The organism is Nocardia spumae, assembly GCF_020733635.1.
Taxonomy (GTDB): Bacteria; Actinomycetota; Actinomycetes; order Mycobacteriales; family Mycobacteriaceae; genus Nocardia; species Nocardia spumae.
In genome coordinates this window covers 5331930-5356590 of record NZ_JAJFZL010000001.1, presented here as the reverse complement: position 1 = coordinate 5356590, position 24661 = coordinate 5331930, and the positions used below count along the sequence as shown (strand labels likewise).

Here is a 24661-nt window from a genome sequence, read left to right as displayed (position 1 = left end):
TCGCATCTCTGTAACCGACGGTACCGGAAACTGGTCGGGTGACCGATTATGTGATCTCGTATTCCACCAGTTCGCGGCGCAGCAACTTACCCGTCGCATTACGCGGAAGATCGTCGAGGAAGACCACATCCCGCGGCACCTTGTAGCGCGCCAGCGTCCCCTTGACGTATGCCTTGATCTCGTCGGGGTCCAGGGTGATGCCCGGTTCGGGCACGACGAACGCGCGCAGGCGCTTGCCGAATTCGACATCGTCCACGCCGACCACCGCGGCGTCGAAGATGTCGGCACGTTCCAGCAGCAGGTTCTCGACCTCCTGCGGAAAGACGTTCTCCCCGCCGGACACGATCATGTCGTCGTCACGGCCGTCGACGAACAGCAGTCCGTGCCGGTCGAAATGACCGACATCGCCGGAGGACATGTAGCCGTCGATGATCTGCTTGTGGCGGCCGTCGGTATAGCCCTCGAACGGCGCTCCGGAGCGTATGAAGATGCGGCCCTTGACCTCGGTGCCGTACACCCGCCGGTCGTTCTCGTCGTAGAGCACCACTTCGCAGGTGACCGGAGCGCGCCCGGCCGTACCCGGCGCGATCGCCAGATCCGCCGGCTGCGCGACCGTCGCCACCGCGCATTCGGTGGAGCCGTAGAGGTTGTAGAGCACCGGCCCGAACGCCTCCGCCGCCCGGATGCTGAGCTCCGGGGACAGCGCGGACCCGGCCAGCACGATCGAGCGCAGGGTGGACAGGTCGTAGCGCTGACGCGTCGCGGGATCCAACTCGACCATCCGGTGCAGCATGGTCGGCACGGCCACCAGCAGGTCGACCCGATGTTCCTCGATCAGGGCCAGGGTGCGTTCGGCGTCGAAGCGGCGCATCATCACCGTCGTCGCGCCCAGAGCGGTCGCGACCAGCCAGGTGGCCTGGCCTGTGCTGTGGAAGATGGGGGAGACGATCAGCATCGTGCCCTGCGGCGGGAACGGGATGCGATCGGCGATCTGGGCCGAGGAGATGGGTGAAACCGCTTCGCGCGGAGCGCCTTTCGGCAATCCGGTGGTGCCGCTGGTGAGGATGACGAAGCCACCCGGCTTCTTCGGCAGCGGCAGTTCGGTCGGCGGATGTTCGGTGATGAGCTCGTCGATCGTCATTGCGCCGGTGGGCAATTCGGCGCCCTCGTCGACCCAGGTGATCACTCGCGGCAGCTCCGGCGGCAACGCGTCGAGCAGGCCGACGAACTCGCTGTCGTGGAGTACGACCTTGACGTGCTCGCGCTCGCAGACCTGTGCGAACTGCGGCTTCGCGAAGCCGGTGTTCATCAGGGCCAGGCGCGCGCCCGCCTTACCGGCCGCCGCCATCGCCAGCAGCAGACCGCGATGATCGCGGGCCAGGATGCCGATGACGGTTCCGGCCTCCACGCCCAGCGACTGCAGCCCGCGCGCCAGCCGGGTGGAGTTCTCGTCCAGCTCCCGGAAGGTGAGGCTGCCGCGCTCGTCGATCAGCGCCGGGCGGTCCGGCCACATCCGGGCGGCGTGGCGCACCATGGTGGCCTGCGGCCCCAGGGCCCGGCCCTCCTTGGCGGTCAGCAGTGTCTCGCCCAGATTGCGCGGGTCGATGAATCCGCGTTCGCGCAGGACATTCAGCGCCCGCACGGCCTCGGTCACCTCGATCGTCTTGCGTCGCACCCCGTGTAGAACGGATCCGATTTCGACGCCCACACCAATCACCTCCACACCGAGCGTGAGCCGCGCGACCCATCGCGTGCTGGGGACGCTAGCAGGGGGAGGAGGGGGTTGGTACACACTTCCGGCCAACCGTTTGGCCTCGATTATGGGACGAGGCGGCTACGGCGTGATCGGCGAGTGCTCACGTTTGGGAACAGTGATCGCCCGATCGTATGGCCCGATCCACGAGACTTCATGACGTCGATCGATCGATACGTACAGGCGATCGACGTCTGGAAGGAGTAAGAGCATGAGCAAGTTCTCCACGGCACTGCAGATCGCCTCGGTGACCGCAGCCGGGGTTGTGCTGGCAGTCGTCAATTCGGGCGCCGCCAACGCGGTGATCGAAAGCAACCGCAACATCAAGCGGGACATCACCGAAATCCGTTGGGACCGCTGACGATGATCCGGCGGCTTCGGCGCCTGGTGCCGAAGCCGCCGGGGGCACGAACACCGGCGGGTGAGTCGGTGAACGGCTACGACATCCTGGCCAAAGTCGTCGACCTTCCGGTCAGCACCTGGCGATATGAGTGGGAACCGTCGCATGTGCGCCACCTCGGTCCCATGGCTCAGGATTGGATGGCTACCTTCGGTCTCGGCGATAACGACGAGGTTATCCACAACGTCGATGCCAGCGGCGTAGCCCTGGTGTGCATCAAGGCGTTGCACCGGGAAATAGCCGAATTACGCGCCGAGATCGCCGAGTTGCGTGCCGAGCTGTCCGCGGACGAGTGAGTTTCGGCTGCCGACAAGGATTTCCGCACGACAGGCCGCGGTTTCACCTCACGCTATCTCGTGAATTCGAATCCGTTGCCGCACTGTGGTGCTCACGACGGACGCGACCGCGGAACGCGAGGACACCCGCTGCGGCAGTGGCGAAGACGGCTCCGCACCACCACGCGGCGGCCGGGTGGCCGGTGTGGTCCACGATCCGACCGGCGGTCGCGGGTCCGAGGACCGCGCCGATATTGAAGGCCGTCGTCGACAGGGCTCCGGCGATCCGCGGAGCGATCGGTGCGGCGGTCCGCACGATCGTCGCGATCAGGGTCGAACCCACCCCGAACGCGACCGCACCCGCCACCGCCGACATGACCATCACCGCGACCATCGCCTGCGCGGTCACGGCGGCCAGCAGCCACACTCCGATCAGGACGACCGTTCCGGCGAGGGTGATCCGCCGATGATGACGGTCGCTGTATCGGCCCGCGATCGTCACCCCGGCGAAGGAACCCACACCGAACAGCGCCAGCGCCAGGGCAACCCATCGGCCGTCGTCGGTGACCTCGGCCGTGACCGTGCCGAGGTAGGTGAACCCGGCGAAGGTCGCGGCGTTGACCAGAATCGCGGCGATGACGGCGGTGCGAACCACCGGCTGCCCCAGTACCGGCCACTCCCGCCGGATCGGGGAGGCCGGTCCGCCCGCCACCGCGGGGTCGCGCACGTCACCGAGCATGACCCATACCGGGACCGCCACCACCGCGCTGAGAACGGCGACAGCCCAGAACGCCGAACGCCAGCCGTAGATCTGCCCCAGCAGGGTGCCCGCGGGCACTCCGGCGATGCAGGCGACCGTCACTCCGGACACCACCAGCGAGGTCGCGCGCCCGATCAGCGCCGTGCCGACCAACCTCGGCAGCGCGGCCAGCGTGAGGGCCAAGAATCCCGCATCGGCGACCGCCGCGAGCAGTCGCGACACCAGCAGTACCGCGAATTCGCCTGTCGCAGCGCCGAGGACATGCGCCGCGCAGAACAACGCCGAGCAGAGTGTCACCGAGTATCTGATCGGCACCCGGCTCGCCGTCACCGCCATCACCGGCGCACCCAGCACCATGCCGACAGCGAACAGAGAGGTCAGCAAACCGGCAGTGCCGAGCGAGACCCCGACGTCCTGGGCGATCTGCTCGAGTAACCCCGACACCATGAATTCGGATGTGCCCTGTGCGAAAACCGCAGCAGCCAGCACGAATACCACAACGGGCATGAGAGAGCTCCCGACTACAGGGCGCCGTGCGCGGCGCCCGAGATGGATCGCGCCCGGTGACCCGGCCGCGAGAATCGACATCGTCCGGCGCTGCGGGATGAGCCGACCACGCCGGGTCGCGATGCGACCGGCGGGAATACCCTCACAACGCCGCCCCGCACGAGCAGGGCGGCTACCGTCTGGACGCCTCCGGAGAACTCACCCGGACACATTAACAACCCGCCCGTCTCGGGCCCACCGAATTAACAGGGCCTCGCCCCTGCGGATGTGACGTGCACCACTGAATCCGAACCGGAATGTCACAGAACCGGGGGGTCCGGCATCTGGTGGGCGACACCCGAGAGAAAGCAGGACGTCCATGCCCGCAGCGGAACAGGTCACGCCTGACGATCGCGGCGGCGAGAGCCGCCATCAGCACCGGGATGCTGCCACGCAAGCCTTCGTCGCGCACCGCAAACTGTTGTTCACCGTCGCCTACGAAATGCTGGGCTCGGCCGCCGACGCCGAGGACGCGCTCCAGGACACCTGGCTGCGCTGGATCGCCGTCGACCTGGACACCGTGTCCGATCCGCGCGCCTACCTGGTGCGCATGATCACCCGCCAGGCACTCGATCGTCTGCGCGCTCTCGGCCGGCGCAAAGAGTCCTACGTCGGTCCCTGGCTCCCCGAACCGCTGCTCACCACACCCGATGTGGCCGAGGACATCGAGCTCGCCGAAAACGTCTCGATGGCAATGCTTCTGGTGCTCGAGACGCTCGCCCCGATCGAGCGGGCGGTCTTCGTGCTCCGCGAGGTATTCGATGTGACCTACGAAGAGATCGCCGATGCCGTCGGCAGAACACCCACGGCGGTTCGCCAGCTCGCCTACCGCGCTCGCTCCCACGTCGCCGCCCGCCGCCCCCGCGGCATCGTGTCCGCCGACGACACCCGCGACGCCGTCGCCGCGTTCCAGCGAGCGATCGAGACCGGCGAGCTCCACGACCTGCTCGGCGCCCTCGCGCCCGATGTCGTCTTCCTCGGCGACGGCGGCGGCGTCGCCCGAGCCGCACTCGCCCCCATCGTCGGCGCCGAAGCCGTCGCCGCCGTCCTCGCCGCCGGTCTGCCCAACCTCACCACCAGGTCGCTGGAGTCGGCCCACGTCAACGGTCACCCGGCGCTGATCCTTCGCCTCGACGGCAGCATAGACACCGTACTGGCGCTGCGCGTGGACGACGGCCGGATCACCGGGGTCTACTCGGTCCGCAATCCGCACAAGTTGTCGCGACTGCATACCGAAACCGCCCTGAGCCGCTGATCGGCTGCCCGGCACTGTGGTTCACCGGCGGGCGGATATCCGGAACGTACGCGTCACTGTGACGACGCGGCATCCTCCGAATCATCCTCGGACGGAACGGGATCGCGCAGGCTCGGCGCCCCGGGAAGCAGCTCGGGCAGGTCCGGCAGGGGATCGACGATGTCGGCCACCGGCGCCACCGTCTGTGCCGTGTGCTTTTCGGCATGCAGCGCGGCCTCGCGGATGACTTCGGTGAGTTTCCGGGCGAGCTCTTCGGGCTTGTTCCGCAGGGCCGCCGGTTCCAGTTTTATCTCTGTCACCACACCGACGGAGTCGACGCTCACTTCGATCGTCTTGTCCGTCGAACGCGCTTGTATACGAACGGAATCGAGCTGCCGGCGAATCTCGGCCAGACTCGCCATCTGTTCCTCGTAGTTGTCGAGTATCTGGTTGACCTCTGTGCGAGCCAGGTATCGAAAGTCGTCGCTGCCGGCGGACAGAGGATCCACTTCTGGACACCGCCTTCGAATGGGGACCGGCTTCGGCGCGGAGGTTGTGATTTCCATCCAACCACCACCACCCCTATTCCCCAGATGTGGGAAATGGGGGTGGAGGACGGAGAATCGTCGGCGTCGGCAACAGGAGTGAGGTGGTCGCGGTGGGGCAGGAGCTGTCGATCGACGAGGTTCGGCTCCGCGCTGTCGTGCAGGAGTACGAGTCGATCGCGAGCGAGGCCCGTCAGATCTACAACGAGCTCCGGGATCACTTCGCCAGGGTCGGCAAATTCTGGGGTGACGACGAGTCCGGACGCACGTTCGCCGAAACATTCGAACCCGATTCCCGGACCCTGCTCGACAACATGAATCGCACCCTGGGAGCGCTGGCCGAGGAGGGAAAGCTGCTCTCGGGCGTTGCCGGTCGTCTCGGGGACGCGGATCTCGACGGCAAGATGGCGATACAAGACGCCGGAGACCGCGAATACCCGACGGAGACAGGGCAATCCGTGTCCGGAACTCCGACATCGGAATCCGCGGCAGCACACAGCACGCCGAACTCCGCCGTTCCCACGGCCCGATCCTCGGCGCCGTCGGCTGTCGAAGGGCCGGGCGTCTCCGCGCCCGCGCAGGCCGGCCCGGCTGGATCGGCCACGCGGAATCACCCCGAAGCGAACTCGCCGGCCGAGGCCGCGCCGGATTCTCGGTCCGGAGCGCCCGGCAACGCCGACAGCGGTCTGTCCGGTGCGCCGACGTCGACGGCGAGTGCGCCGCCGACGTCGACGTCGGGCGTAGTGCCCCCCTCCGACACCAAAGGACCGTCGGCGCGGGAGGTTCCGGCGGCAGAGGGATCGAAGAAGGCCGGCGGCCCGGGCTCCGCCGAATCGCAACGATCGAACACGCCCTGGTCGGACCGAGCGGCGAGCTCTGCCCCGGGGTCGGATCCGGCACGCAAAGTCTCGGCTCCGCCCGCGCGAGGGGGACGGCCGAGTGCGCCATCGGCTCCGAAGGCTCCGGCGAAAGCAGCGCCCGGGTCCCCGAAACGTGCTCGGCGCGAGGACAAACGGGTCGAGGTCCGGCGTGCTACGTCCTCGGAAGCGCAGGAACTCGCCGACGCGCTCATGAGCCGCCACGGGCTGCAGGTGATCGGATTCGACACACCCGGAATCAGCCTGGATACCCTGCGAGAAATCGCGCAAGCCCTCGACGACGTACTCACCGCTCACCCTTACCTGGACCTGCCCGAATTCGCCATCGCCGAATGCGGGGACGCCACCACCCGGCTCGACTGGGCCTGGAATCCGGGCGACGGCGAAAGAACACCCAGAGTGAAGAGTGTGACTCTGAACGTTGCGACCGCGAAAGACAGCAGCACGCTGGCCGGTGAAGTATCCGCGGAAATCGAGCGCGGGGGTATCTCCCGTGGCTCCGACAGTCGGCCGTTGTATTCGACGATCGTCCGGGAACTCGGTCACGCGCTCGATGTGACAGGTGGGCTTCGCGCTCACTCCGTCTCACAACGGACTTTGATTTCCGAGTACCTGTCGGAGTGTGGCGACAGTCGGTTCGAAAAGTCGCTCGGCGTCGTCGTCACCGACTTCCGGCGGTGGCGTGGCCGGCTGAGCGGATACGGGTTCCCGCACGGAAGGTTCGAGCCGGGGCGGGCGCTGGCCGACGCATTCACCGAGGTGCAGCTCAACGCGGGAAAGGCTGTCCCGCCGGCCCGTGTCCTGCATCGGCTGCTCGTGGATACCGCGAAAAGGCACAGCACGAAGAGCTTCCCCCCGGATCGGGTGTAGCCGCGCCATGGGCGGGCATCGGCAGCGTGCGGCTGCGGACGTGGACGAGGGGGTCGTCGTGATGGGACCGGTCCGGTGACCCTGCGGTTGCCGCCCGAACTCCCGGATTGGGCGGTCAAGGGGGCAGCAGGAGAAACCTTTCCCAAATTCGACGAAGATGTCGGATACCAAACGGCGGATTGCATCTCCGACTGCATGAAGCGTTGGAAGGACTTATCGCCTCGGTTGGATCGGCTTGCCGGTATGGAGAGCCTGGCCATTTCGGGTATGACCGAATCCGAGAAGAGTGATATCCGCAACCGTCCGATGCTTGCGGATATCAGCAATACACACGAATACGGCCAAAATTTGGCTGCCTTCACGTCGTCCGCGAGCCAGAACTATCAGTACACGAAGTGGAGAATCATCTGGACCGTCACCGCGATGGTGGCGATGGTGGCCTCGGACATCGTTTTCGGAGGTCCGCTCAAAGCCGCCGCGGATCGGGCGCGAAGCGAGGCGGTGATACGGACCACCGGAAGCCGGCTCCTGAACTGGGTGCGGACGATCGGCGCCGAGGCGGCAACCCAGCGGGCTCGTATTCCCCTCGTGAAGGTCGCCGGGATCAGCGCCGGGATCGGCGCGGCCTTCGGTGGCGGTGTCGATCTCGCCGCGCAGATGTCGCAGAAGTACATCGACCATCGTCGGGATGAAATCGACTTCGGCAGTGTCGGTGAGCAGGCTTTGCTCGGCGGCGTGACCGGCCTCGCCGGTGCGGCATTCGGTGTCTACGCGGCGCCACGCGCAAATCGGTTGTTCCAGGGACTCGCCGAAAACGCCACCTCGACGGCGGCCAGAGCCGTCGGGCGAGCCGCGCCGGCCCTGGTGGTCGGCATCGGGGGCGGCTTGGTCGGCAGCGTGGTAGGCGTCGGAGCCGGTGCACTGCTCAACGGCGGAAACATTACGGGGGACCAGCTTTTCGACGCGGCGGTCGCGGGATTCGGCGGCGGATTCATCGGCTCGGCAGTCCCGTTCGGCCGCTCGGCGTCGGGTGCGTACCACGCGGCGCCGCGACCGGCGTCGCCCTCGACTGCCGAACCACACGCTGGGAGCAGGGCGACAGCGGCCGGGCAACTCTCCAATAGGCCCGTACGAACCTCGCGAGGCGACCTACAGCCCACCGACTCCGCACTCGCCCAACCGGCCCGTGGCAGGAAAGACTTCGGCTTAGTGGCCGCGGGAGACCCTCACAATCCGCTGGACCCCAACGCATTCAACTCCCGCGGCCCGAAAGCGTCGTCCGACAATCCGGCAGGCGAGTCGCCTGCCGAACGGTCGTCGTCGGAGCAGAGTGGGCAGCCGGCGGCGCCGTCGAGCGGCGCTGCCGCGCCACCGGTTGCACCGGCTCCGAAAGCTCCTGAGGCACAGCCGGTTACGACGACGCCGACAGGGCCCGCGGAGGCGCCGTCGAGTGGAGCCCCCGCGGCGGCACGAAGTTCCGGAGACGGCGGTGGCGCGAATGTCACCGGTCCTCGAACCGGTGGCCAGCCGTCACCCGCAGCGCCGCCGCCTGTGTCAGCACCCCGTGAAACCGGCGCGGGTCCGACGCCTGCGAGCCCGGACGGTGGGCAAGCTCCGGTGGAGCCGGTAGGCGCACCGGTGCCGGACAACCCGGCGCAGGGTGCTGCCTCGGGCAAGCCGGACGAGGGTTCGCCGTGGGGGCCGGCCCAACCTTCGCCATTCGGTCCGCGTGGTGAGTCCCCGTTCGGTCCGCGTGGTGAGTCGCCGTTCGCTCTGCCCGGAGAGGCGACGCCGCAGGAGCCGGGCGGGGCCGCGCCAGCGGGTGAGCGTGGAGACGGCGGGCAGCCGGCCACTCCGGGCGAGGGTTCGGGTGACGGACCGGGCACCACCGGCACGGGTAAGAACGAGTCCGGTGGCGAGGGCGCGACCGGCGAGAAAGCAGAAGGTGCCGGCAGGTCCGGCGAGCCGGAGGCGACATCGCCGGAGCCGGAAGGCGGGCCGTCTGCCGGCGAGCCGGAAGGCGCTGTGGTGCAGGGTGATCCCGCTGAAGGATCACCTACGGCCAACCCGGACGAGGGGTCGGGTGACGGTTCCGGCGTCACTGGAACCGGTAAGAACGAGCCGGGCGACGAGGGCACGGCCGGCGGCAACGCGGAAGGTGCCGGCAAGTCCAGCGAGCCGGAAGGCGCCGTGGTGCCGGGCGATCCCACTGAAGGATCACCCGCGGCTGACCCGGCGCAGGGTGTGCCTCGGGGGGAGTCCGCTGAGTCGCCGTTCGGTCCGCGTGGTGAGTCCCCGTTCGGTCCGCGTGGTGAGTCGCCGTTCGGTCCGCGTGGTGAGTCCCCGTTCGGTCCGCGTGGTGAGGCGACGCCGCAGGAGCCGGGCGGGGCCGCACCGGTGGGCGAGCGTGGAGACGGCGGGCAGCCGGCCAACCCGAGCGAGGGTCCGGGCACCGCCGGCGCCGGCAAGAAAGAATCGGGCGGCGAGGGCAAGACCGGTGACGACGCGCAGGGTGACGGCGGGTCGGGTGATCGGAACGCGAAATCGTCTGAGCCGGAAGGTGATACGGGGAAGGAGCCAGCGAAGGGGACTGGCAAGGCGGATGACTCGGCGGGCGGGGAAGGTGATACGGGGAAGCCGGCCGAGGGCGACCCGCCCTCAGTGCCGCACGATCCGGATGGGGCGACCTCGATAGGAGAGAGGTATCGCGGACATCTGGAAAAATTGCTGACCGACGGAACCTCGCTCAAAGGCGAGGCCGGTAAGGAGTTTCTGGCTCGAAATCCCCTGCCCGAGTTACCCGAGGGGGTAACAGAACAGCAGGTGGTGGACGCGATCGATTATGCCGTGCACGCTAATCGGCGCGATGGCGGGGATGTCAACCAGGCCGTCGAATATGTGCACAGCGGACTGGAACACTACAGAGAGCAAAACCGCCTGAATGCGCAGTCCCCTTATGCGCAATCACAGCGTCCCCGGGAGCCGGAGGGCTCCAGTGGTACCGGCGAGTCCGGGAAGAAAGGCAAGTCGGGTGACGACAGCGGGGGTGACGGCAGGACGGGAGAGCGGAAGCCGGATTCGCCGGAGCCGGACGGCGGTACGGGTAAGCCGACCGAGGGCGACCCGCCCGCAAAGGGTAAGGCAGGGGCCGATGGTGGCGTGCCGCTTCTACAAGATGTGTGGAACGGGCGGGAGGGCATAACCAGCGCCCGCGACGTGGCTCGCCTTGTGGACGGATACGAGTTTCCCGAGGGCGTCCCGCAGAACCAGGTGCATGGGGCGATCCAAGACGCTTTGCGAGTTACTCGGGCGCAAAAAGGCGGGTTCGAGGATTTCGTCAAAAATGTCGACATCCGACTGAAGGCAAGGCAAATCAGCCTGGAGGAGCCACCGGTTGCGCCGACCGGGCCGGCAGGTGAGCGGTCGCCTGGTAGTCCGGAACCGCCACTTCCCAAGGGGCCGGATGGAACGCCGAGGAGCACACCGCCTCCATTGGGATCGCCGCCGGAGGGCCCCGGGGCTCGTCCAGGTGGTGATGGAGAGGGTGCTGGTGGTACCGGGACAAAAGGCAGTCCTGGCGACGAATCCAGCGCCTACGACCACAACGGGTTCGACAAGGACGGGTACGACCGGAGCGGGTACGACCGGAACGGGTACGACCGGGACGGCTACAACCCGCGCGGGTACGACCGGGACGGGCAGCCACGGGGTGGTTACAACGAGGAGGGGTACGACCACAACGGGTACGACCGCGACGGTTTCGACAAAAACGGTTACGACAACCTCGGGTATGGCAGGGACGGCTACAACAAGGAGGGATACGACCGATCCGGCTACAACAGTGACGGCTACGACTGGCGCGGGTACGACCGGGACGGGCAGCCACGGGGTGGTTACAACGAGGAGGGGTACGACCACAACGGGTACGACCGCGACGGTTTCGACAAGGACGGCTACGACTGGTACGGGCACCCCCGGGGTGGCTACGACGAGCAGGGATTCGACCACAGCGGCTTCGATCGGAACGGCTACAACAAGGAGGGATACAACCGCGAGGGGTTCGACCGGAACGGGATCGACAAGGACGGGTTCGACAGGTTCGGACACGACAAGGACGGTTTCGACAAGGACGGCTACGACCGGTACGGGTATCCCCGGGGTGGCTACGACGAGAGCGGATACGACCACAACGGGTTCAACAGGGACGGCTTCGACAAGGACGGATTCCACAGGGACGGCTACGACGGGGACGGTTTCGACAAGGACGGCTACGACCGTCGCGGGTACGACCGGAACGGGCAGCCGCGGGGTGGTTACAACGAGGAGGGATTCGACCACAACGGGTTCGACAAGGACGGCTACGACAAAGACGGCTACGACCGGTACGGGCACGGCAAAGACGGTTTCGACAAGGAGGGCTACGACTGGCGCGGATTTGACAGAGACGGCTACGACCGTCGTGGATACGGCCGGGACGGGCAGCACCGAGACGGCTACAACGAGGAGGGATTCGACAAGAACGGGTTCGACAAGGACGGCTACGACAAAGACGGCTACAACCGGTACGGGCGCGACAAGGACGGTTTCGACAAGGAGGGCTACGACTGGCGCGGATTGGACAAAGACGGCTACGACAGTCGCGGATACGGCCGGGACGGGCAGCACCGAGACGGCTACAACGAAGACGGGTTCGACAAGAACGGGTTCGACAAGGACGGGTTCGACAAGGACGGATACGACTTCAGGGGGTACGACCGGGACGGATACGACCGGAACGGACGCGACTGGCGCGGCCAGCCCAGGGACGAGGGAGGCAAGCCTGATGAGGCCGACTCCGGTAAGGGTGCCGATGAGTCGGGCACTGATCCGTCGACCGGGGAGTCCGGGAAGAGCGGCGAGAAGGGCGATGACTCCGGCGGGAAGGGTAAGGGCGGCTACGACAAGGACGGCTACGACAAGGACGGCTACGACAAGGACGGGTTCGACAAGGACGGATACGACCGGGACGGGTACGACCGAGACCGATACAACAAGGACGGTTTCAGCAGGGACGGATACGACCGGGAGGGGTACAGCCGGGGCGGATTCGACAAGGACGGGTACAACCGGGCCGGGTTCGACAAGGACGGGTACAACCGGGCCGGGTTCGACAAGGACGGCTACGACAAGGACGGGTACGACCGGACCGGCGCTCACCGGGGCGGGTACGACAAGGACGGGTACGACCCGAACGGGTTCGATCGGTACGGCATCGACAGGGACGGGTACAACCGGGCCGGGTTCAACAAGGACGGGTACAACCGGGCCGGGTTCGACAAGGACGGCTACGACCGGGGCGGGTTCGACAAGGACGGGTACGGCCGGGACGGTGCCCATCGGGATGGATACGACGACAAGGGGTTCGACCCGAACGGGTTCGATCGGAACGGCGTAGACAAGGACGGGTACAACCGGGCCGGGTTAGACAAGGACGGGTACGACCGGGGCGGTTTCGACAAGGACGGATTCGACCGGAACGGCTACAACAAGGACAAACGCCACAGGCGCGACGTCGACAGTGATACGGAGACCACGACCAAGTCCGAAGGTATCGGCGACAAGAACAAGGCCGACGGCGACAAGAACAAGGCCGACGGCGACAAGGACAAGACCGACGGCGACAAGGACAAGAAGAAGTCCAAGAAGGACGATGACGACGACGACACCAAGAAGAAGTGGAGCAAGGGCAAGAAGATTGCCCTGGGGCTCGCTGCTGCGGGTGTCGTCGGCTACTACGCGTCGAATCATTGGTCGCCCTGGGGGCATCAGGGTGACGACGATGGCGGGTCGGGCGATGGGTCGGGCGACGGTACGGGCAGCGGTAGTGGCTCCGGCTCCGGCTCTTCGCAGACCCCCAAACCTGTAACCCCGACCACTCCGGGCACGGCGAACGACCCCACATTGCTGGCGCCGACCACTCCGCCGGGCTCCCCTTACTCGCCGATTTCGCCGTCCGCGTTGACGCCGTCGCAACTGGGCCCGACCTCACCGGGTTCGGTGCCGAGCGACGGCGCGTCGCCGAACGACCCGACCTCTCTGGGGCCGACCACGCCGGGTTCCCTCCCGAGCAACGGATCCTCCTCCGATGGTTCCGGCAGTGCCGCTCAGGATCCCGGGCAACTGACCCCGCAGACCATGCCGTCCCAGAGCGCCGGTGTCGGCGGTAGCGGCATGACCGCCAACCCGATGAGCAATATGGGGAACCTCCTGGGTGCCGCGATGACCGCCATGGCGATGGCAAGCATGGGCGGCATGGGGCCGGGAGCCGATAACGGCGAGGACGCGTACTACGACGAGGGCGCCATACCCCAAGCGCCGCAACAAGCTCCCGCCCCCGCCCCCGCCGAAGGCGATGGTTCTGGTGATGGGTCGGGCTCGGGTTCTGGTGATGGGTCGGGTTCGGGTTCTGGTGATGGGTCGGGTTCGGGTTCTGGTGATGGGTCGGGTTCGGGTTCTGGTGATGGGTCGGGTTCGGGTTCTGGTGATGGGTCGGGTTCGGGTTCTGGTGATGGGTCGGGTTCCGGTTCTGGTGATGGGTCGGGTTCCGGTTCTGGTGATGGGTCGGGTTCCGGTTCTGGTGATGGGTCGGGCTCGGGTTCTGGTGATGGGTCGGGTTCCGGTTCTGGTGATGGGTCGGGCTCGGGTTCTGGTGATGGGTCGGGTTCCGGTTCTGGTGATGGGTCGGGCTCGGGTTCTGGTGATGGGTCGGGTTCCGGCTCCGGTGACGGCTCGGGCTCGGGTTCCGGTGATGCGTCGGGATCCGGCTCCGGTGACGGCTCAGGTCAGACGTCGGCGCACGACTCCGGTTCGGGTGCGGGCGCGAACTGGGACGCCGAATCGACAACCGACGCTCGCCCCATCAGCGACACCTCGCCATCGCGGCCCGGAAGCCGTTGGCAGTTCGGAATTTCCCCGCCCGGCTCACACCCCTGGCAGCGCTTGACCGCAACCCCCGCGAACACTTCGGCATTCACCCGGCCGACCGAGACCTGAGTCGACTACCGGCCGGCCTCGTAGTCGGTTCGATTCGGGTTTCGGTGGACCGGTCGAAGGCCGGCTCCGGACCTCAGGCCTCGGGGATGGCGATGCCGAAGGTTTCCAGCGTGACGGCCTCGGGTTCGGGCCCACCGCGGCGTCCGGTGTCGAGAGCGTCGATGGCCGCGAGCTCGTCGGCGGTCAGGTCGAAGTCGAAGACCTGGAAGTTCTCGGCGATACGTTGCGGGCGGGTGGATTTGGGGATCACCGAGCGGCCCTGCTGCAGGCCCCAGCGCAACAGAACCTGGGCCGGTGTCTTGCCGTGTGCGGCGGCGATCGCGGTGATCGTCGGATCTTCGAGGGTGCTGGTGTGAGTGCCCTCACGGTAGAAGGTGATACCGCCGATCGGTGACCAGGCCTGGGTGATGATGCCGTATTCGGCATCCGCGGCCGCGACATCGGGTTGGCGGAAGTAGGGGTGGAGTTCGATCTGGTTCACCGCGGGGACGACCGACGTCTTGGCGAGCAGGTCGTCGAGGTGTTCGCGCATGAAGTTGCTGACGCCGATGGCGCGAACCCGCCCGTCGGCGAGCAACTGTTCGAGCGCGCGGTAGGCGTCGACGGTGAGGTCGAATCGGGAGGGCAGCGCCTGGTGCAGAATCAGCAGGTCGATCCGATCCACTCCGAGTTTGTTCGCGCTCTTGTCGAAGGCGTGCAGAGTGGCGTCGTATCCGAAATCGCTGATCCAGACCTTGGTTTCGATGAAGACATCGGACAGGTTGATTCCGGATCGCCGGATCCCCTCACCGACCTCGCGTTCGTTCCCGTAGACGGCCGCGGTATCGATATGCCGGTAGCCGGTGCGCAGGGCGGCCTCCACCGCCGCAGTGGTTTCCGCGGGCGGAGTCTGATAGACCCCGAGCCCGATCGCGGGCATCTGCACGCCGTTGTTGAGGGTGAGCTGCGGTGTCGTGGTCATCGTCGTCCTCCTCGGTCGGGCTACATGAACCGGTGCGAGATCAACGCTACTCACACCGGTCGGTTCTGGCCGTATCCGCCCAGGTGGTGGGAGACCGCTCAGGAGGGATAGTCGCGAACACCGAGCGGAAGACGCCGCCGAAAGCAAGAAACCGGTGTGAGCCATCGCTCACACCGGTTTCCGTTGTCCTACAACCTACTTCAGCTCGGCGCTGGACAACTCCAGCACCCGCCGCGCCACGATCAGCTGCTGAATCTGCTGGGTGCCCTCGAAGATGTCGAGGATCTTCGAGTCGCGGCTCCACTTCTCCAGCAGGGTGCGCTCGGAGTAGCCGATGGCGCCGGCCAGTTCGACCGCCTTGAGGGTGACGTCGGTGCCCATGCGGCCGGCCTTGGCCTTGGACATGGACGCCTCGAGGCTGTTCGGCTTCTTGTTGTCGGCCATCCACGCCGCGCGCAGCGACAGCAGATAGGCGGCTTCCCAATCCGATTCCAGGCGAAGGAATTCCGCGGCGGCGGCGGACTGGTTGTTGGCCGGGGTGTCGTAGGAGATCTCCACACCCGAGTCCTCGAGGATCTTGCGCAGTTCCTCGAGCGCGGCGCGGCCGACGCCGACGGCCATCGCGGCCACCAGCGGGCGGGTGTTGTCGAAGGTCTGCATGACCCCGGCAAAACCCTTCTCCACGTTGACTTCCGGGCTGCCCAGGATGTTGTCGGCCGGAATGCGGCAGTCCTCGAGGCGAAGCTCGGCGGTATCGGAGGCCTTGATACCCAGCTTGTGCTCGAGCCGAGCGACGGTGAGGCCCGGGGCATCCTGCGGCACGACGAACGACTTGATCGCCGCGCGGCCCTTGGACTTGTCGACACTGGCCCACACCACGATGTGGGTGGCGCGCGAACCGGCGGTCACGAAGATCTTGGTGCCGTTGAGCACCCACTCGTCACCGTCGAGCACCGCGGTGGTCGACACCGCGGCGGAGTCCGAGCCGAACGAGGGTTCGGTGATGGCCATCGCGGCCCACACCTTGCCGAAGCGCTCGAGCTGTTCGTCGGTGGCGACCGCGGCGATGGCTGCGTTACCGAGACCCTGGTAGGGGATCGACAGCATGAGACCGACATCGCCCCAGCAGGTTTCGAGCGCGTTCAGCAGTGCGGACATGTTGCCGCCGTTGCTGTTGCCGAGCAGTTCTGTGGCGTGGGCGTCACCGGCCTCCTCGCCCGACTTGGCCTTGCGGCCGCCGGTCGCACCGGAGATGTCCTGGGTGCCGGAGTCGGCCAGGCCCTCGACCATGGCGGCCATGGTGTCGAGTTCGACCGGGTACTCGTGTTCGCCCAGGTCGTATTTGCGCGAGATCGGGCGGAAGATCTCGGCGGCGACCTGGTGGGCCTGGTTGGCGCTGGCCCGCAGCTTCTTGGGAAGTTCGAGATTGATCATGTTCAGGTTCTCCTGAGGGAGTCGGCCGGTTCGCGGCCCGCCTTGATTCTGGACTGACGCTGGCGCGCGCCGACTACACGAGCACCACACCTTCGGCGACGCCGATGGCCCGCAGATCGCGGTACCAGCGCTCGACCGGGTGTTCCTTGGTGAAGCCGTGACCGCCGAGCAGCTGCACGCCGTCGAGGCCGATCTGCATGCCCTTGTCGGTGGCCAGCTTGCGGGCCAGTGCCGCCTCGCGGGCGAACGACAGACCCTGCTCCGCGCGTGACGCACCCCGCAGAGTCACGAGCCGCAGGCCGTCGAGTTCGATGGCGATATTGGCGACCATGAACGCCACCGCCTGGCGATGCGCGATCGGCTCGCCGAACGCCTCGCGCTCCTTCACATACGGCTTGACGTAGTCGAGGACGGCCTGACCGGTGCCGGCGGCGAGCGAGGCCCAGCCCAGGCGGGCCAGCCGCACCGCGTCGGCGTACTCGTCGGCGCGCTGGGCGGCGTCACCGTCACCCAGGATCGCCTCGGCCGGTACGGCCACGTTGTCCAGAATCAGCCGGCCCAGGCCGGCGGCGCGCAGACCCATGCTCGGGTCGGCCTCGACCACTACGCCAGGGGTGTCGGATTCGACGACGAACAGCGCCGGGCGGCCGTCGAGCTCGGCGCCGATGATGAACAGCTCGGCGTCACCGGCGGCCGGGACCAGGCTCTTGACACCGTTGAGCCGGTAGCCGCTGGGGGAGCGGGTGGCCTTGGTCTGCAGGGCGAACGGATCGAACAGGGCGCGCGGCTCGCTGATGACCACCGACGACTGCGGCACGTTCTCACCCGTGAATGCGCCGAGGTAGGTTTGCTGCTGCGCGTCCGAACCCCACTGCGACAGCGCGACCGCCACGCCCGAGGGCGCGAGGATCGGCAGGGCCAGACCCATATCGCCGTGCGCGAGCGCCTCCGCCACCAGTGAGTTGGTGACCGCGCCACGTTCGGTGGCCGCTCCCTCGAGTTCCTCGGGCACGTTGATCAGCGTGATGCCGAGCTCGGCGGCTCGCTCGAGCAGATCCTTCGGAGCAGTGGCCGCCGCGTCGGCCTCGAAGGCGGCCGGGCGCAGGATCTCGGCGGCGAATTCGCGGACCGTCTCGACGATCATCTGCTGCTCGTCGGTCGGCGTCAGATCGAAGTAGTCCTTGCCCCGGGACTCGTTGGCGGGCAAGCGCTTCGGCTTTCCGCCGCCGGATACCTTGCCGAACGCGCGCGTCGCGGCGCCGAGCGTGCGGAAACCGGTCTTGGTGCCCTCGTAGGTGAGCCGTTCGATGGGCTTGCGCAGGTTGTACTTCTCGGCCAGCTCGGACCCGGTAATAGTCGTCATGACCCGCATGGCGGCGCCCATCCAGTCACGCTTCACCGGGTTGAGGCCGACAGCAGAATCCGGACGTCGCGTGGTTGCGGTGTCTCGAGTGCTCATAGTCACCAGTCTTCTCGGGTGGGGGTTTCGGGTGATCGATCCCAGCATCTTACTTTCGAGTAAGTCTATCTTACTCCAGAGTAAGAACGCAGTCGAGCACTGTGTGGATTCCGTCGATTCTCAGACCCCGGCGATATCACGCCGGTCGAAGATCGGCAGTGCCGCGACCACGAAAAAGGCCGCGACGACGGCGAGCCACACATAGCCCGGCCGCGGGCCCGCGCCCATCGGCCCGGAGGAGAGAGCCTGCTCGAACGGCGACCACCGGCCCCAGGGGTGTACGGCGTCGACAATCTTCGACGCCGCGTACAGCACATATGCGGCAACCGCGGCGACGCTCGCCACCGCGACCGCGACGAGGCGGCGGCCGGTGGCCGCGCTGACGGCCAGCGCCAACCCGCCGAACGGCGCGGCCAGTGTGACCATCGCCACCGACCCGGTCGCCGCCGCGCCGACGCCGATGTGCATCCCGAATATCGCCGAGAACGCGATCACGGCCGCGAACAGCACGGTGCCGAGCAGCACCAGCCCGGTGAGCAGGACCATGGCCTGCACCAGCAGCAACCGCATCGGCGTCACCCGGGTCACCAACAGCACCTCGAGCGTCCCGGCCTCTTCCTCGCCCGCGATCGCGCGAGCGCCCCGCGACACCGCGAACACCAGGAACAGGATGGGCAGCATGATGCTGTACAGCTCGGTGTCGAGGAAGCCGGTGCCGGTGAAGAAGTCATTGATACCGAGCAGCTTGCGCAGTGCTTCCGGGTAGTTGTCCATTAGCTGCCGAAGGCCGGGGATGCGCGAAATCGACGGCCACAGAGCCGATTCCAGCAGTACCAGCGCGACGATCCCCACGCTCCAGCCCAGCAATCCGTGGCGCTGGTCGCGCAGGCACTTCACGTACACCGTGCGAAACATCAGCGATCCTGTCCGTAGTAGGTGAGGAAGACATCCTCGAGATCGGGTTCATGGCTGATGAGATCGCTCACCCCGTACGGAGCGACGAATTTCAGTAGCTCGGCGATCGAGCCGTCCAGCTCGACATGCAGCGTCCGGCCGGTGCCGGTGACCGACCGTACGCCGCCCACCGCGCGCAGCAGCTGTGGATCCGGCGGCGTCGCCGCGAAGGTGAGATCGAGCCGCCGCAGCGTTTGCGCTGTCAACGCCGCGACCGATCGAACCTCGACCAACCGGCCGTGCCGCAGAATCGCGACGGTGTCCGCTACGGCCTGCACCTCGGACAACACATGCGAGGACAGGAAGACGGTGCGCCCGGCGTCGCGGGCTTCGCGCAACATGAGCAGGAACTCTCGCTGGACCAGGGGATCCAGTCCCTGGGTCGGCTCGTCGAGAACCAGCACGTCCGGGTCGGACATGAAGGCCTGGACGAGGCCGACCTTCTGCCGATTGCCGTGCGACATCGCGCCGATTCGAGTCGACGTGTCCACGTGCAACCGCTCGGCCAGCCGGCGCACTCCGGCCGCCGCGACATCGCCGCGCAGGCGCGCCAGATAGGTCAGATACCGCTCCGCCGTCAGATCGGGATAGGCGACGAATTGTCCTGGGAGATAACCGATATGGCGTTGTGCGGTCGATCGCGCACGTTCGATGTCGGCGCCGGCGACGATGATCGAACCACGGGTCGGCCGCATGAGACCGACCAGCATCCGCACCGTCGTCGTCTTTCCCGCGCCGTTGGGGCCGAGGTATCCGAAGATCACCCCGGGCGGCACCTCGAGATCGAGGTCGAGCAATGCCGGTGCCCGGCCGTAGTACTTGGTCAGGCCGCGCATCGCGATCATCGGAGCCATGGGCTCAGATTGCGCGGTCGACGCGAGCATGGGGAGGGCCCTGCGGACCCGCCCGGGCTGACTTATGTCACACCGGCTTATGTCACACCGGCGGGACTCAGGCGCGCAGAGCGGTCAGTACCGACTCGTGGAGCAGCCCGTTGGTCGCGACGGCGCTGCCGTGATGCGGGCCGGGAGTTCCGTCCAGGGCGGTGAAGGTGCCACCGGCCTCGCGCACGAGCACATCGAGCGGCGCCAGATCCCACAGCGAGACCTCGGGCTCGGTGGCGATATCGACCGCACCCTCGGCGAGCAGGCAGTAACCGAAGAAGTCGCCGTAGCCGCGGGTGCGCCAGACCTGGTCGGTGAGATCGATCAGCTGGTCGCGCAGGCCCAGGTCGCGCCAGCCGGACAGGCTCGAGATGGCGAGGCTGGCCGAGTTCAGCCCGGCCACCGCGGACACCGAGATCGCGGTGGGCTCATCGGAGTCGAAGCGGGTCCAGGCGCCGGAACCCGTTGCGGCCCACCAGCGCCGGCGCAGTGCGGGGGCGCTGACCACGCCGAGGACCGGAACCCCGTCCTGCAGCAGGGCGATCAGGCTGGCCCAGACCGGTACGCCGCGCACGAAGTTCTTGGTGCCGTCGATCGGGTCGATCACCCACTGCCGGCCGACGAATTCGGCATCGCCGCCGAACTCCTCACCCAGCACCGCATCGTGCGGGCGTCGCTCGATCAGCGTCGCCCGCAGCGCCCGCTCGACGGCCAGATCCGCGTCCGACACCGGAGTCAGATCCGGCTTGGAATCGACCTTCAGATCCAGCGCGCCGAAGCGTTCGCGGGTGATCGCGTCGGCCTCGTCGGCCAATCGCAGGGCAAGTTCGAGATCGCTGGCATGCTCGCTCACACCGCAACCGTAGTGGGCGCGACCGTTCCCGACACCGCCGACCGGGCCCTACTGCTGCGGATTCCAGACCGCGGGCCAGTCCTTGCCGCGGAAGGCGGCATCGATTCCGCCGTCGCAGAACACCACCGATCCGACGAAGAATCCGGCTTTGTCCGACAACAGGAATGCCGCGAGTTCGGCGATCTCCTCGGGGCGTCCCGCGCGCCCGATCGGAGTCATCGCGAGGAACTGCTTCATCCCCTCGCCGGTGAGCGCGTCCTTGCTGCCCTCCTGCGTCATCGGGGTGTCGATGATGCCCGGCGCGATGGCGTTGAGGCGGATGCCCTCGCCGATGTACTCGGCGGATTTGGTGCGCGCGTACCAGGCCAGTGCCGCCTTGGTCGCCGGATAGGCCTGGATGGCGCCGAGATCGCCGAAGGATTCCGCGATGGCGCGGGCGCCTTCCTCGTCACCGGCCAGACATGCTTCGGCCAGCTCGACCGGCCACATCGGTTGTGTCGTGGTGGAATTCGACGACACCAGCACCACCGACGCGGCGTCGGATTCGCGCAGCAGCGGCCGCAACCCCTCCAGCAGCGCGATGGCGCCGAAGTAGTTCACCGACACCACCAGTCCGCCGGGCCGTCCGGTGGCGGCGGCGACCCCGGCGAACGGCAGGAATCCGTCGAGCCGGCCCGCGCTGATCCGGGTGACCTCGGCGACCGCTCGAGCGCGGCCCTCGGGCGTGCCCAGATCGGCGGTCACGTCGGCATCGCGCAGGTCGACGCCGATGACCCGATGCCCTTCCTTCTCCAGATGCGCGGCGACGGCCGCGCCGATTCCCGACGCGCTACCGGTTACGGCGATGGTCCCCATCGACCCTCCTGTTTCGGCTGACTTCGACTGCGAATCAGACATTCGGAATCGAGGCTAGTGTCGTGATCGCCCCGCCGGACCGGAGTGCCCACTGAGCGGGCGCGGATCACTACGCCGGTTGGGTCGCGGTCCGCATCGCGGCCAGCGGAACCGCCCAGCGATGGAGTTGGTCGAGCATGGCCCGGGCGGCCGCCTCGGAGGGGGCGGGATCGCGCAGGGCGCCGTCGGCGTCGAACAGTTCGAAATACCGGGGGAAGGCGACGTAGTCGCGGACGGTGTGGGCGTTGAGCTCGTTGAAGACCTGGCGCAGGTGGCCGATCGCGTACAGGCCGCCGCTCTTCCCGCCGTAACCCACGAATCCGATGGGCTTGTCGTTCCACTGGGTGAAATGCCAATCGATGGCGAGTTTGATCGACGCGGGGTAGCTGCGATTGATGTCCGGGGTCACGATGACGACGGCATCGGCCTCATCCAATGCGTGGGTGAGCGGAAGCATTCCCTGCGGGCGCACCGGATTCGGCTCCATCAGCGGCGACACCGCCGGCAGCGCGAGCGGTAGGTCCACCTCGGCCAGATCGACGACCTGAACCTCGAAATCGTCGTGCCGGCGGGCCTGTTCGGCGAACCAGTCGGCCACGACCGGGCCGAAACGCCCGTCCCGGACACTGCCGACGATGACCGCGAGTTTCACAGCGTTGCTGGACATTCCAACCTCCTACAGCGATGGATGCGGTCGTGCGACCGTCCGGCTTCGACTGTCGTCCGTTCGGCGAACGGCAGGGAGTCCGTGCCGAGGGTGGTAGTGGCAGGGCCACTCTCCGCGCGATCGGCACTGTTAGGTTCGATCGGTGAGCGACAACGAGTTGGGGACCTTCCTGCGGAGCCTGCGCGAATCGGTATCGCCGGCACAGGTCGGTCTCCCGGCGGGTGCGCGCCGCCGGACACCGGGCCTGCGCCGGGCCGAGCTGGCGACCCTCGCCGGTGTCAGCGTCGAATATCTGACCCGGCTCGAGCAGGGGCGCGACCGTCACCCGTCGGCCGCGGTGCTGTCGTCCTTCGCCGAGGTGCTCGCATTGACGCCGACCCAGCGGGTGCACCTGCACCGGCTGGCCAAAGGTGCCGAGCCCGGCTTCACCTGCAACGGCAGCCCGCATCCCAATCGGGTGGTGCGCCCGCCGGTGCGGGCGATCCTGGATCGGCTCGCCCCCGCCCCGGCGGCCGTGTTCAATCGACTCGGCGAGGTGCTGGCCTGCACCGACGGCTATCGGGCCCTGATGGCGCCGACCGGGCAGCTCGACAGCGGCCTGCCGGCCAACTATCCGCGCTGGTTGTTCACCGATCCGCGCGCCCGCACCGTCTACCCGGACTGGGAGCACCGGGCCGATCTGGCGATCGCGACCCTCAAACAGGGACCGTTCCGCGCTGATCCCCTGGTCACCGCTCTGATCGACGACCTGTCGCTGCTGGCGGGGCCCGAGTTCACGCGCCGGCTGGCGACGATCCCGGGCGTCCCGGACGCGAACGGAGTGGTCCGTATGCGCCATCCGGAGGCCGGTCCGCTGCGGCTTGCCTACGAGCGGCTGGACCTCTCCGCCGACGACGAGCAGTACGTGCAGATCCACCTGCCCGCCGACGACGCGACGGCGACCGCGCTCGACACCCTGGCGGGTCGCCGCCCCGGCGGACTGCGCGCGGTATCGGGCTGAATCGCCCGGCATGTCCGGTGCGCCACTCGCCGCATTTCACCGGCCCCTCGGCGACCGGTAGATTGGACAACCGTGCACCCTGACGTTTCCGCTGATCTCGCCGAACTCGACACCACGTTGAAGACTGTCGAGGCGGTGCTCGACATCGACGAGCTGCGTCGGCGTATCGATGAACTCGAACATCAGGCCGCCGACCCCGAGCTGTGGAACAACCAGGAACACGCCCAGCAGGTCACCAGCGAGCTCTCGCACGCCCAGGGTGAGCTGCGCCGGGCCACCGACCTGCGCCAGCGCCTCGACGACCTGCCGGTGCTCTACGAGCTGGCCGAGGAGGAAGAGGGCGAGGCCCGCACCGCCGCATTGGCCGATGCCGACGCCGAACGCGCGTCGCTGCACGCCGATGTGGAGGCGATGGAGGTCCGCACGCTGCTGTCGGGCGAGTACGACAAGCGTGAGGCGCTGGTCAACATCCGCTCCGGCGCCGGCGGTGTGGATGCCGCCGACTGGGCGCAGATGCTGATGCGCATGTACGTGCGCTGGGCCGAGAGCCACAAGTACCCGGTTGAGATCTACGACACCTCCTACGCCGAGGAGGCGGGCATCAAGAGCGCCACCTTCGCGGTCAAGGTGCCCTATGCCTACGGCACGCTGTCGGTGGAGATGGGCACGCATCGGCTGGTGCGCATCAGCCCGTTCGACAACCAGGGCCGCCGCCAGACCTCCTTCGCCGAGGTCGAGGTGCTGCCCGTGGTCGAGGGCACCGACCATATCGAAGTTCCCGAGAACGAGGTCCGCGTCGACGTCTACCGGTCCTCGGGTCCCGGCGGCCAGAGCGTCAACACCACCGACTCCGCCGTCCGCCTCACCCACATCCCCACCGGCATCGTGGTCACCTGCCAGAACGAGAAATCGCAGTTGCAGAACAAGATTTCGGCGATGCGCGTGCTGCAGGCCAAACTGCTCGAGCGCAAGCGCCAGGAGGAGCGCGCGGAGATGGACGCGCTCAAGACCAACGAAGGCGCGTCCTGGGGCAACCAGATGCGGTCGTATGTGCTGCACCCGTATCAGATGGTGAAGGACCTGCGCACCAACTACGAAGTGAACAATCCGACTGCGGTGCTCGACGGTGATATCGATGGCTTCATCGAAGAGGGAATCCGCTGGCGGATGCGCCAGGACGCGTGATTTCAGCCCGATATTCACCGCGAACGAACGACGGATCGGCTTATCACAGCACAATCACGGCATATCGGTCGGCGGCC

General features: G+C 67.4%; 18 protein-coding genes. 7 read left to right on the top strand and 11 right to left on the bottom strand.

The window, feature by feature from the left end; all coding sequences use genetic code 11:
* Positions 1-46: 46 nt before the first annotated feature.
* Positions 47-1708, bottom strand: a complete 1662-nt coding sequence (locus LKD76_RS24010; protein ID WP_372465921.1) for an acyl-CoA synthetase — start codon at positions 1706-1708, stop codon at positions 47-49.
* Positions 1709-1964: 256 nt separating this feature from the next.
* Here LKD76_RS24010 and LKD76_RS24005 point away from each other — a divergent pair, with 256 nt between their 5' ends.
* Both LKD76_RS24005 and LKD76_RS24000 read left to right on the top strand, forming a co-directional pair.
* Positions 1965-2114 (top strand): hypothetical protein, encoded by a 150-nt coding sequence (locus LKD76_RS24005; RefSeq protein WP_227983669.1) that lies wholly within the window; start codon positions 1965-1967, stop codon positions 2112-2114.
* Between the two features lie 68 nt (positions 2115-2182).
* The gene (locus tag LKD76_RS24000) at positions 2183-2449 is read left to right on the top strand and encodes a tail fiber domain-containing protein (RefSeq protein ID WP_227983668.1); all 267 of its coding nucleotides are present in this window, start codon (positions 2183-2185) and stop codon (positions 2447-2449) included.
* 43 nt (positions 2450-2492) lie between these two features.
* On the opposite strand, the gene LKD76_RS23995 is transcribed toward LKD76_RS24000, so the two are convergent.
* Positions 2493-3695 (bottom strand): Cmx/CmrA family chloramphenicol efflux MFS transporter, encoded by a 1203-nt coding sequence (locus LKD76_RS23995; RefSeq protein WP_227983667.1) that lies wholly within the window; start codon positions 3693-3695, stop codon positions 2493-2495.
* 358 nt (positions 3696-4053) lie between these two features.
* On the opposite strand from LKD76_RS23995, the gene LKD76_RS23990 reads away from it, so the two are divergent.
* Positions 4054-4989 (top strand): RNA polymerase sigma-70 factor, encoded by a 936-nt coding sequence (locus LKD76_RS23990; protein WP_227983666.1) that lies wholly within the window; start codon positions 4054-4056, stop codon positions 4987-4989.
* 53 nt (positions 4990-5042) lie between these two features.
* On the opposite strand, the gene LKD76_RS23985 is transcribed toward LKD76_RS23990, so the two are convergent.
* Complete coding sequence (locus tag LKD76_RS23985; RefSeq protein WP_227983665.1) at positions 5043-5534, bottom strand: YbaB/EbfC family nucleoid-associated protein; 492 nt, start codon at positions 5532-5534, stop codon at positions 5043-5045.
* Between the two features lie 92 nt (positions 5535-5626).
* Here LKD76_RS23985 and LKD76_RS23980 point away from each other — a divergent pair, with 92 nt between their 5' ends.
* Together LKD76_RS23980 and LKD76_RS23975 are read left to right on the top strand one after the other, a co-directional pair.
* Entirely contained in the window at positions 5627-7261 is a 1635-nt protein-coding gene (locus LKD76_RS23980) for a hypothetical protein (protein ID WP_227983664.1), read from the top strand.
* 75 nt (positions 7262-7336) lie between these two features.
* Positions 7337-14293 carry a hypothetical protein gene (locus tag LKD76_RS23975; protein ID WP_227983663.1) on the top strand — a complete coding sequence of 2319 codons (6957 nt, stop codon included), beginning with the start codon at positions 7337-7339 and terminating at the stop codon, positions 14291-14293.
* A 73-nt stretch (positions 14294-14366) separates the two neighbouring features.
* Here LKD76_RS23975 and LKD76_RS23970 read toward each other — a convergent pair whose 3' ends face one another.
* The 8 genes from LKD76_RS23970 to LKD76_RS23935 all read right to left on the bottom strand — a co-directional run bounded on the left by LKD76_RS23970 (position 14367) and on the right by LKD76_RS23935 (position 22399).
* Positions 14367-15254, bottom strand: a complete 888-nt coding sequence (locus LKD76_RS23970; protein ID WP_227983662.1) for an aldo/keto reductase — start codon at positions 15252-15254, stop codon at positions 14367-14369.
* Positions 15255-15449: 195 nt separating this feature from the next.
* The gene (locus tag LKD76_RS23965) at positions 15450-16688 is read right to left on the bottom strand and encodes an acyl-CoA dehydrogenase family protein (RefSeq protein ID WP_227983661.1); all 1239 of its coding nucleotides are present in this window, start codon (positions 16686-16688) and stop codon (positions 15450-15452) included.
* A gap of 73 nt (positions 16689-16761) precedes the next feature.
* Complete coding sequence (locus LKD76_RS23960) at positions 16762-18147, bottom strand: acyl-CoA dehydrogenase family protein (protein ID WP_227983660.1); 1386 nt, start codon at positions 18145-18147, stop codon at positions 16762-16764.
* A 120-nt stretch (positions 18148-18267) separates the two neighbouring features.
* Positions 18268-19062 (bottom strand): efflux permease Rv1217c-related protein, encoded by a 795-nt coding sequence (locus LKD76_RS23955; protein WP_227983659.1) that lies wholly within the window; start codon positions 19060-19062, stop codon positions 18268-18270.
* Positions 19062-19955 (bottom strand): ABC transporter ATP-binding protein, encoded by an 894-nt coding sequence (locus LKD76_RS23950; RefSeq protein WP_227983658.1) that lies wholly within the window; start codon positions 19953-19955, stop codon positions 19062-19064. Before LKD76_RS23950 ends, LKD76_RS23955 begins: the two co-directional genes overlap by 1 nt.
* 97 nt (positions 19956-20052) lie before the next feature.
* The gene (hisN, locus tag LKD76_RS23945; protein WP_227983657.1) at positions 20053-20838 is read right to left on the bottom strand and encodes a histidinol-phosphatase; all 786 of its coding nucleotides are present in this window, start codon (positions 20836-20838) and stop codon (positions 20053-20055) included.
* Between the two features lie 48 nt (positions 20839-20886).
* Positions 20887-21693 (bottom strand): SDR family oxidoreductase, encoded by an 807-nt coding sequence (locus LKD76_RS23940; RefSeq protein ID WP_227983656.1) that lies wholly within the window; start codon positions 21691-21693, stop codon positions 20887-20889.
* A 109-nt stretch (positions 21694-21802) separates the two neighbouring features.
* On the bottom strand, positions 21803-22399 hold the full coding sequence (locus LKD76_RS23935; protein ID WP_227983655.1) for an NADPH-dependent FMN reductase: 597 nt from the start codon (positions 22397-22399) through the stop codon (positions 21803-21805).
* Positions 22400-22541: 142 nt separating this feature from the next.
* On the opposite strand from LKD76_RS23935, the gene LKD76_RS23930 reads away from it, so the two are divergent.
* Together LKD76_RS23930 and prfB are read left to right on the top strand one after the other, a co-directional pair.
* Entirely contained in the window at positions 22542-23399 is an 858-nt protein-coding gene (locus LKD76_RS23930) for a helix-turn-helix transcriptional regulator (protein ID WP_227983654.1), read from the top strand.
* 72 nt (positions 23400-23471) lie between these two features.
* On the top strand, positions 23472-24584 hold the full coding sequence (prfB, locus tag LKD76_RS23925; protein WP_227983653.1) for a peptide chain release factor 2: 1113 nt from the start codon (positions 23472-23474) through the stop codon (positions 24582-24584).
* Positions 24585-24661: the final 77 nt, after the last annotated feature.

What these genes read in the sequence shown, in the direction of transcription:
- LKD76_RS23965 (WP_227983661.1), bottom strand. Translation starts at nt 16,688, where the DNA reads ATGATCAATCTCGAACTTCCCAAGAAGCTGCGGGCCAGCGCCAACCAG.
- LKD76_RS23940 (WP_227983656.1), bottom strand. Translation starts at nt 21,693, where the DNA reads ATGGGGACCATCGCCGTAACCGGTAGCGCGTCGGGAATCGGCGCGGCC.
- LKD76_RS23990 (WP_227983666.1), top strand. Translation starts at nt 4,054, where the DNA reads ATGCCCGCAGCGGAACAGGTCACGCCTGACGATCGCGGCGGCGAGAGC.
- LKD76_RS23985 (WP_227983665.1), bottom strand. Translation starts at nt 5,534, where the DNA reads ATGGAAATCACAACCTCCGCGCCGAAGCCGGTCCCCATTCGAAGGCGG.
- LKD76_RS23995 (WP_227983667.1), bottom strand. Translation starts at nt 3,695, where the DNA reads ATGCCCGTTGTGGTATTCGTGCTGGCTGCTGCGGTTTTCGCACAGGGC.
- LKD76_RS23955 (WP_227983659.1), bottom strand. Translation starts at nt 19,062, where the DNA reads ATGTTTCGCACGGTGTACGTGAAGTGCCTGCGCGACCAGCGCCACGGA.
- LKD76_RS23935 (WP_227983655.1), bottom strand. Translation starts at nt 22,399, where the DNA reads ATGTCCAGCAACGCTGTGAAACTCGCGGTCATCGTCGGCAGTGTCCGG.
- LKD76_RS23950 (WP_227983658.1), bottom strand. Translation starts at nt 19,955, where the DNA reads ATGGCTCCGATGATCGCGATGCGCGGCCTGACCAAGTACTACGGCCGG.
- LKD76_RS23960 (WP_227983660.1), bottom strand. Translation starts at nt 18,147, where the DNA reads ATGAGCACTCGAGACACCGCAACCACGCGACGTCCGGATTCTGCTGTC.
- LKD76_RS23970 (WP_227983662.1), bottom strand. Translation starts at nt 15,254, where the DNA reads ATGACCACGACACCGCAGCTCACCCTCAACAACGGCGTGCAGATGCCC.
- LKD76_RS24005 (WP_227983669.1), top strand. Translation starts at nt 1,965, where the DNA reads ATGAGCAAGTTCTCCACGGCACTGCAGATCGCCTCGGTGACCGCAGCC.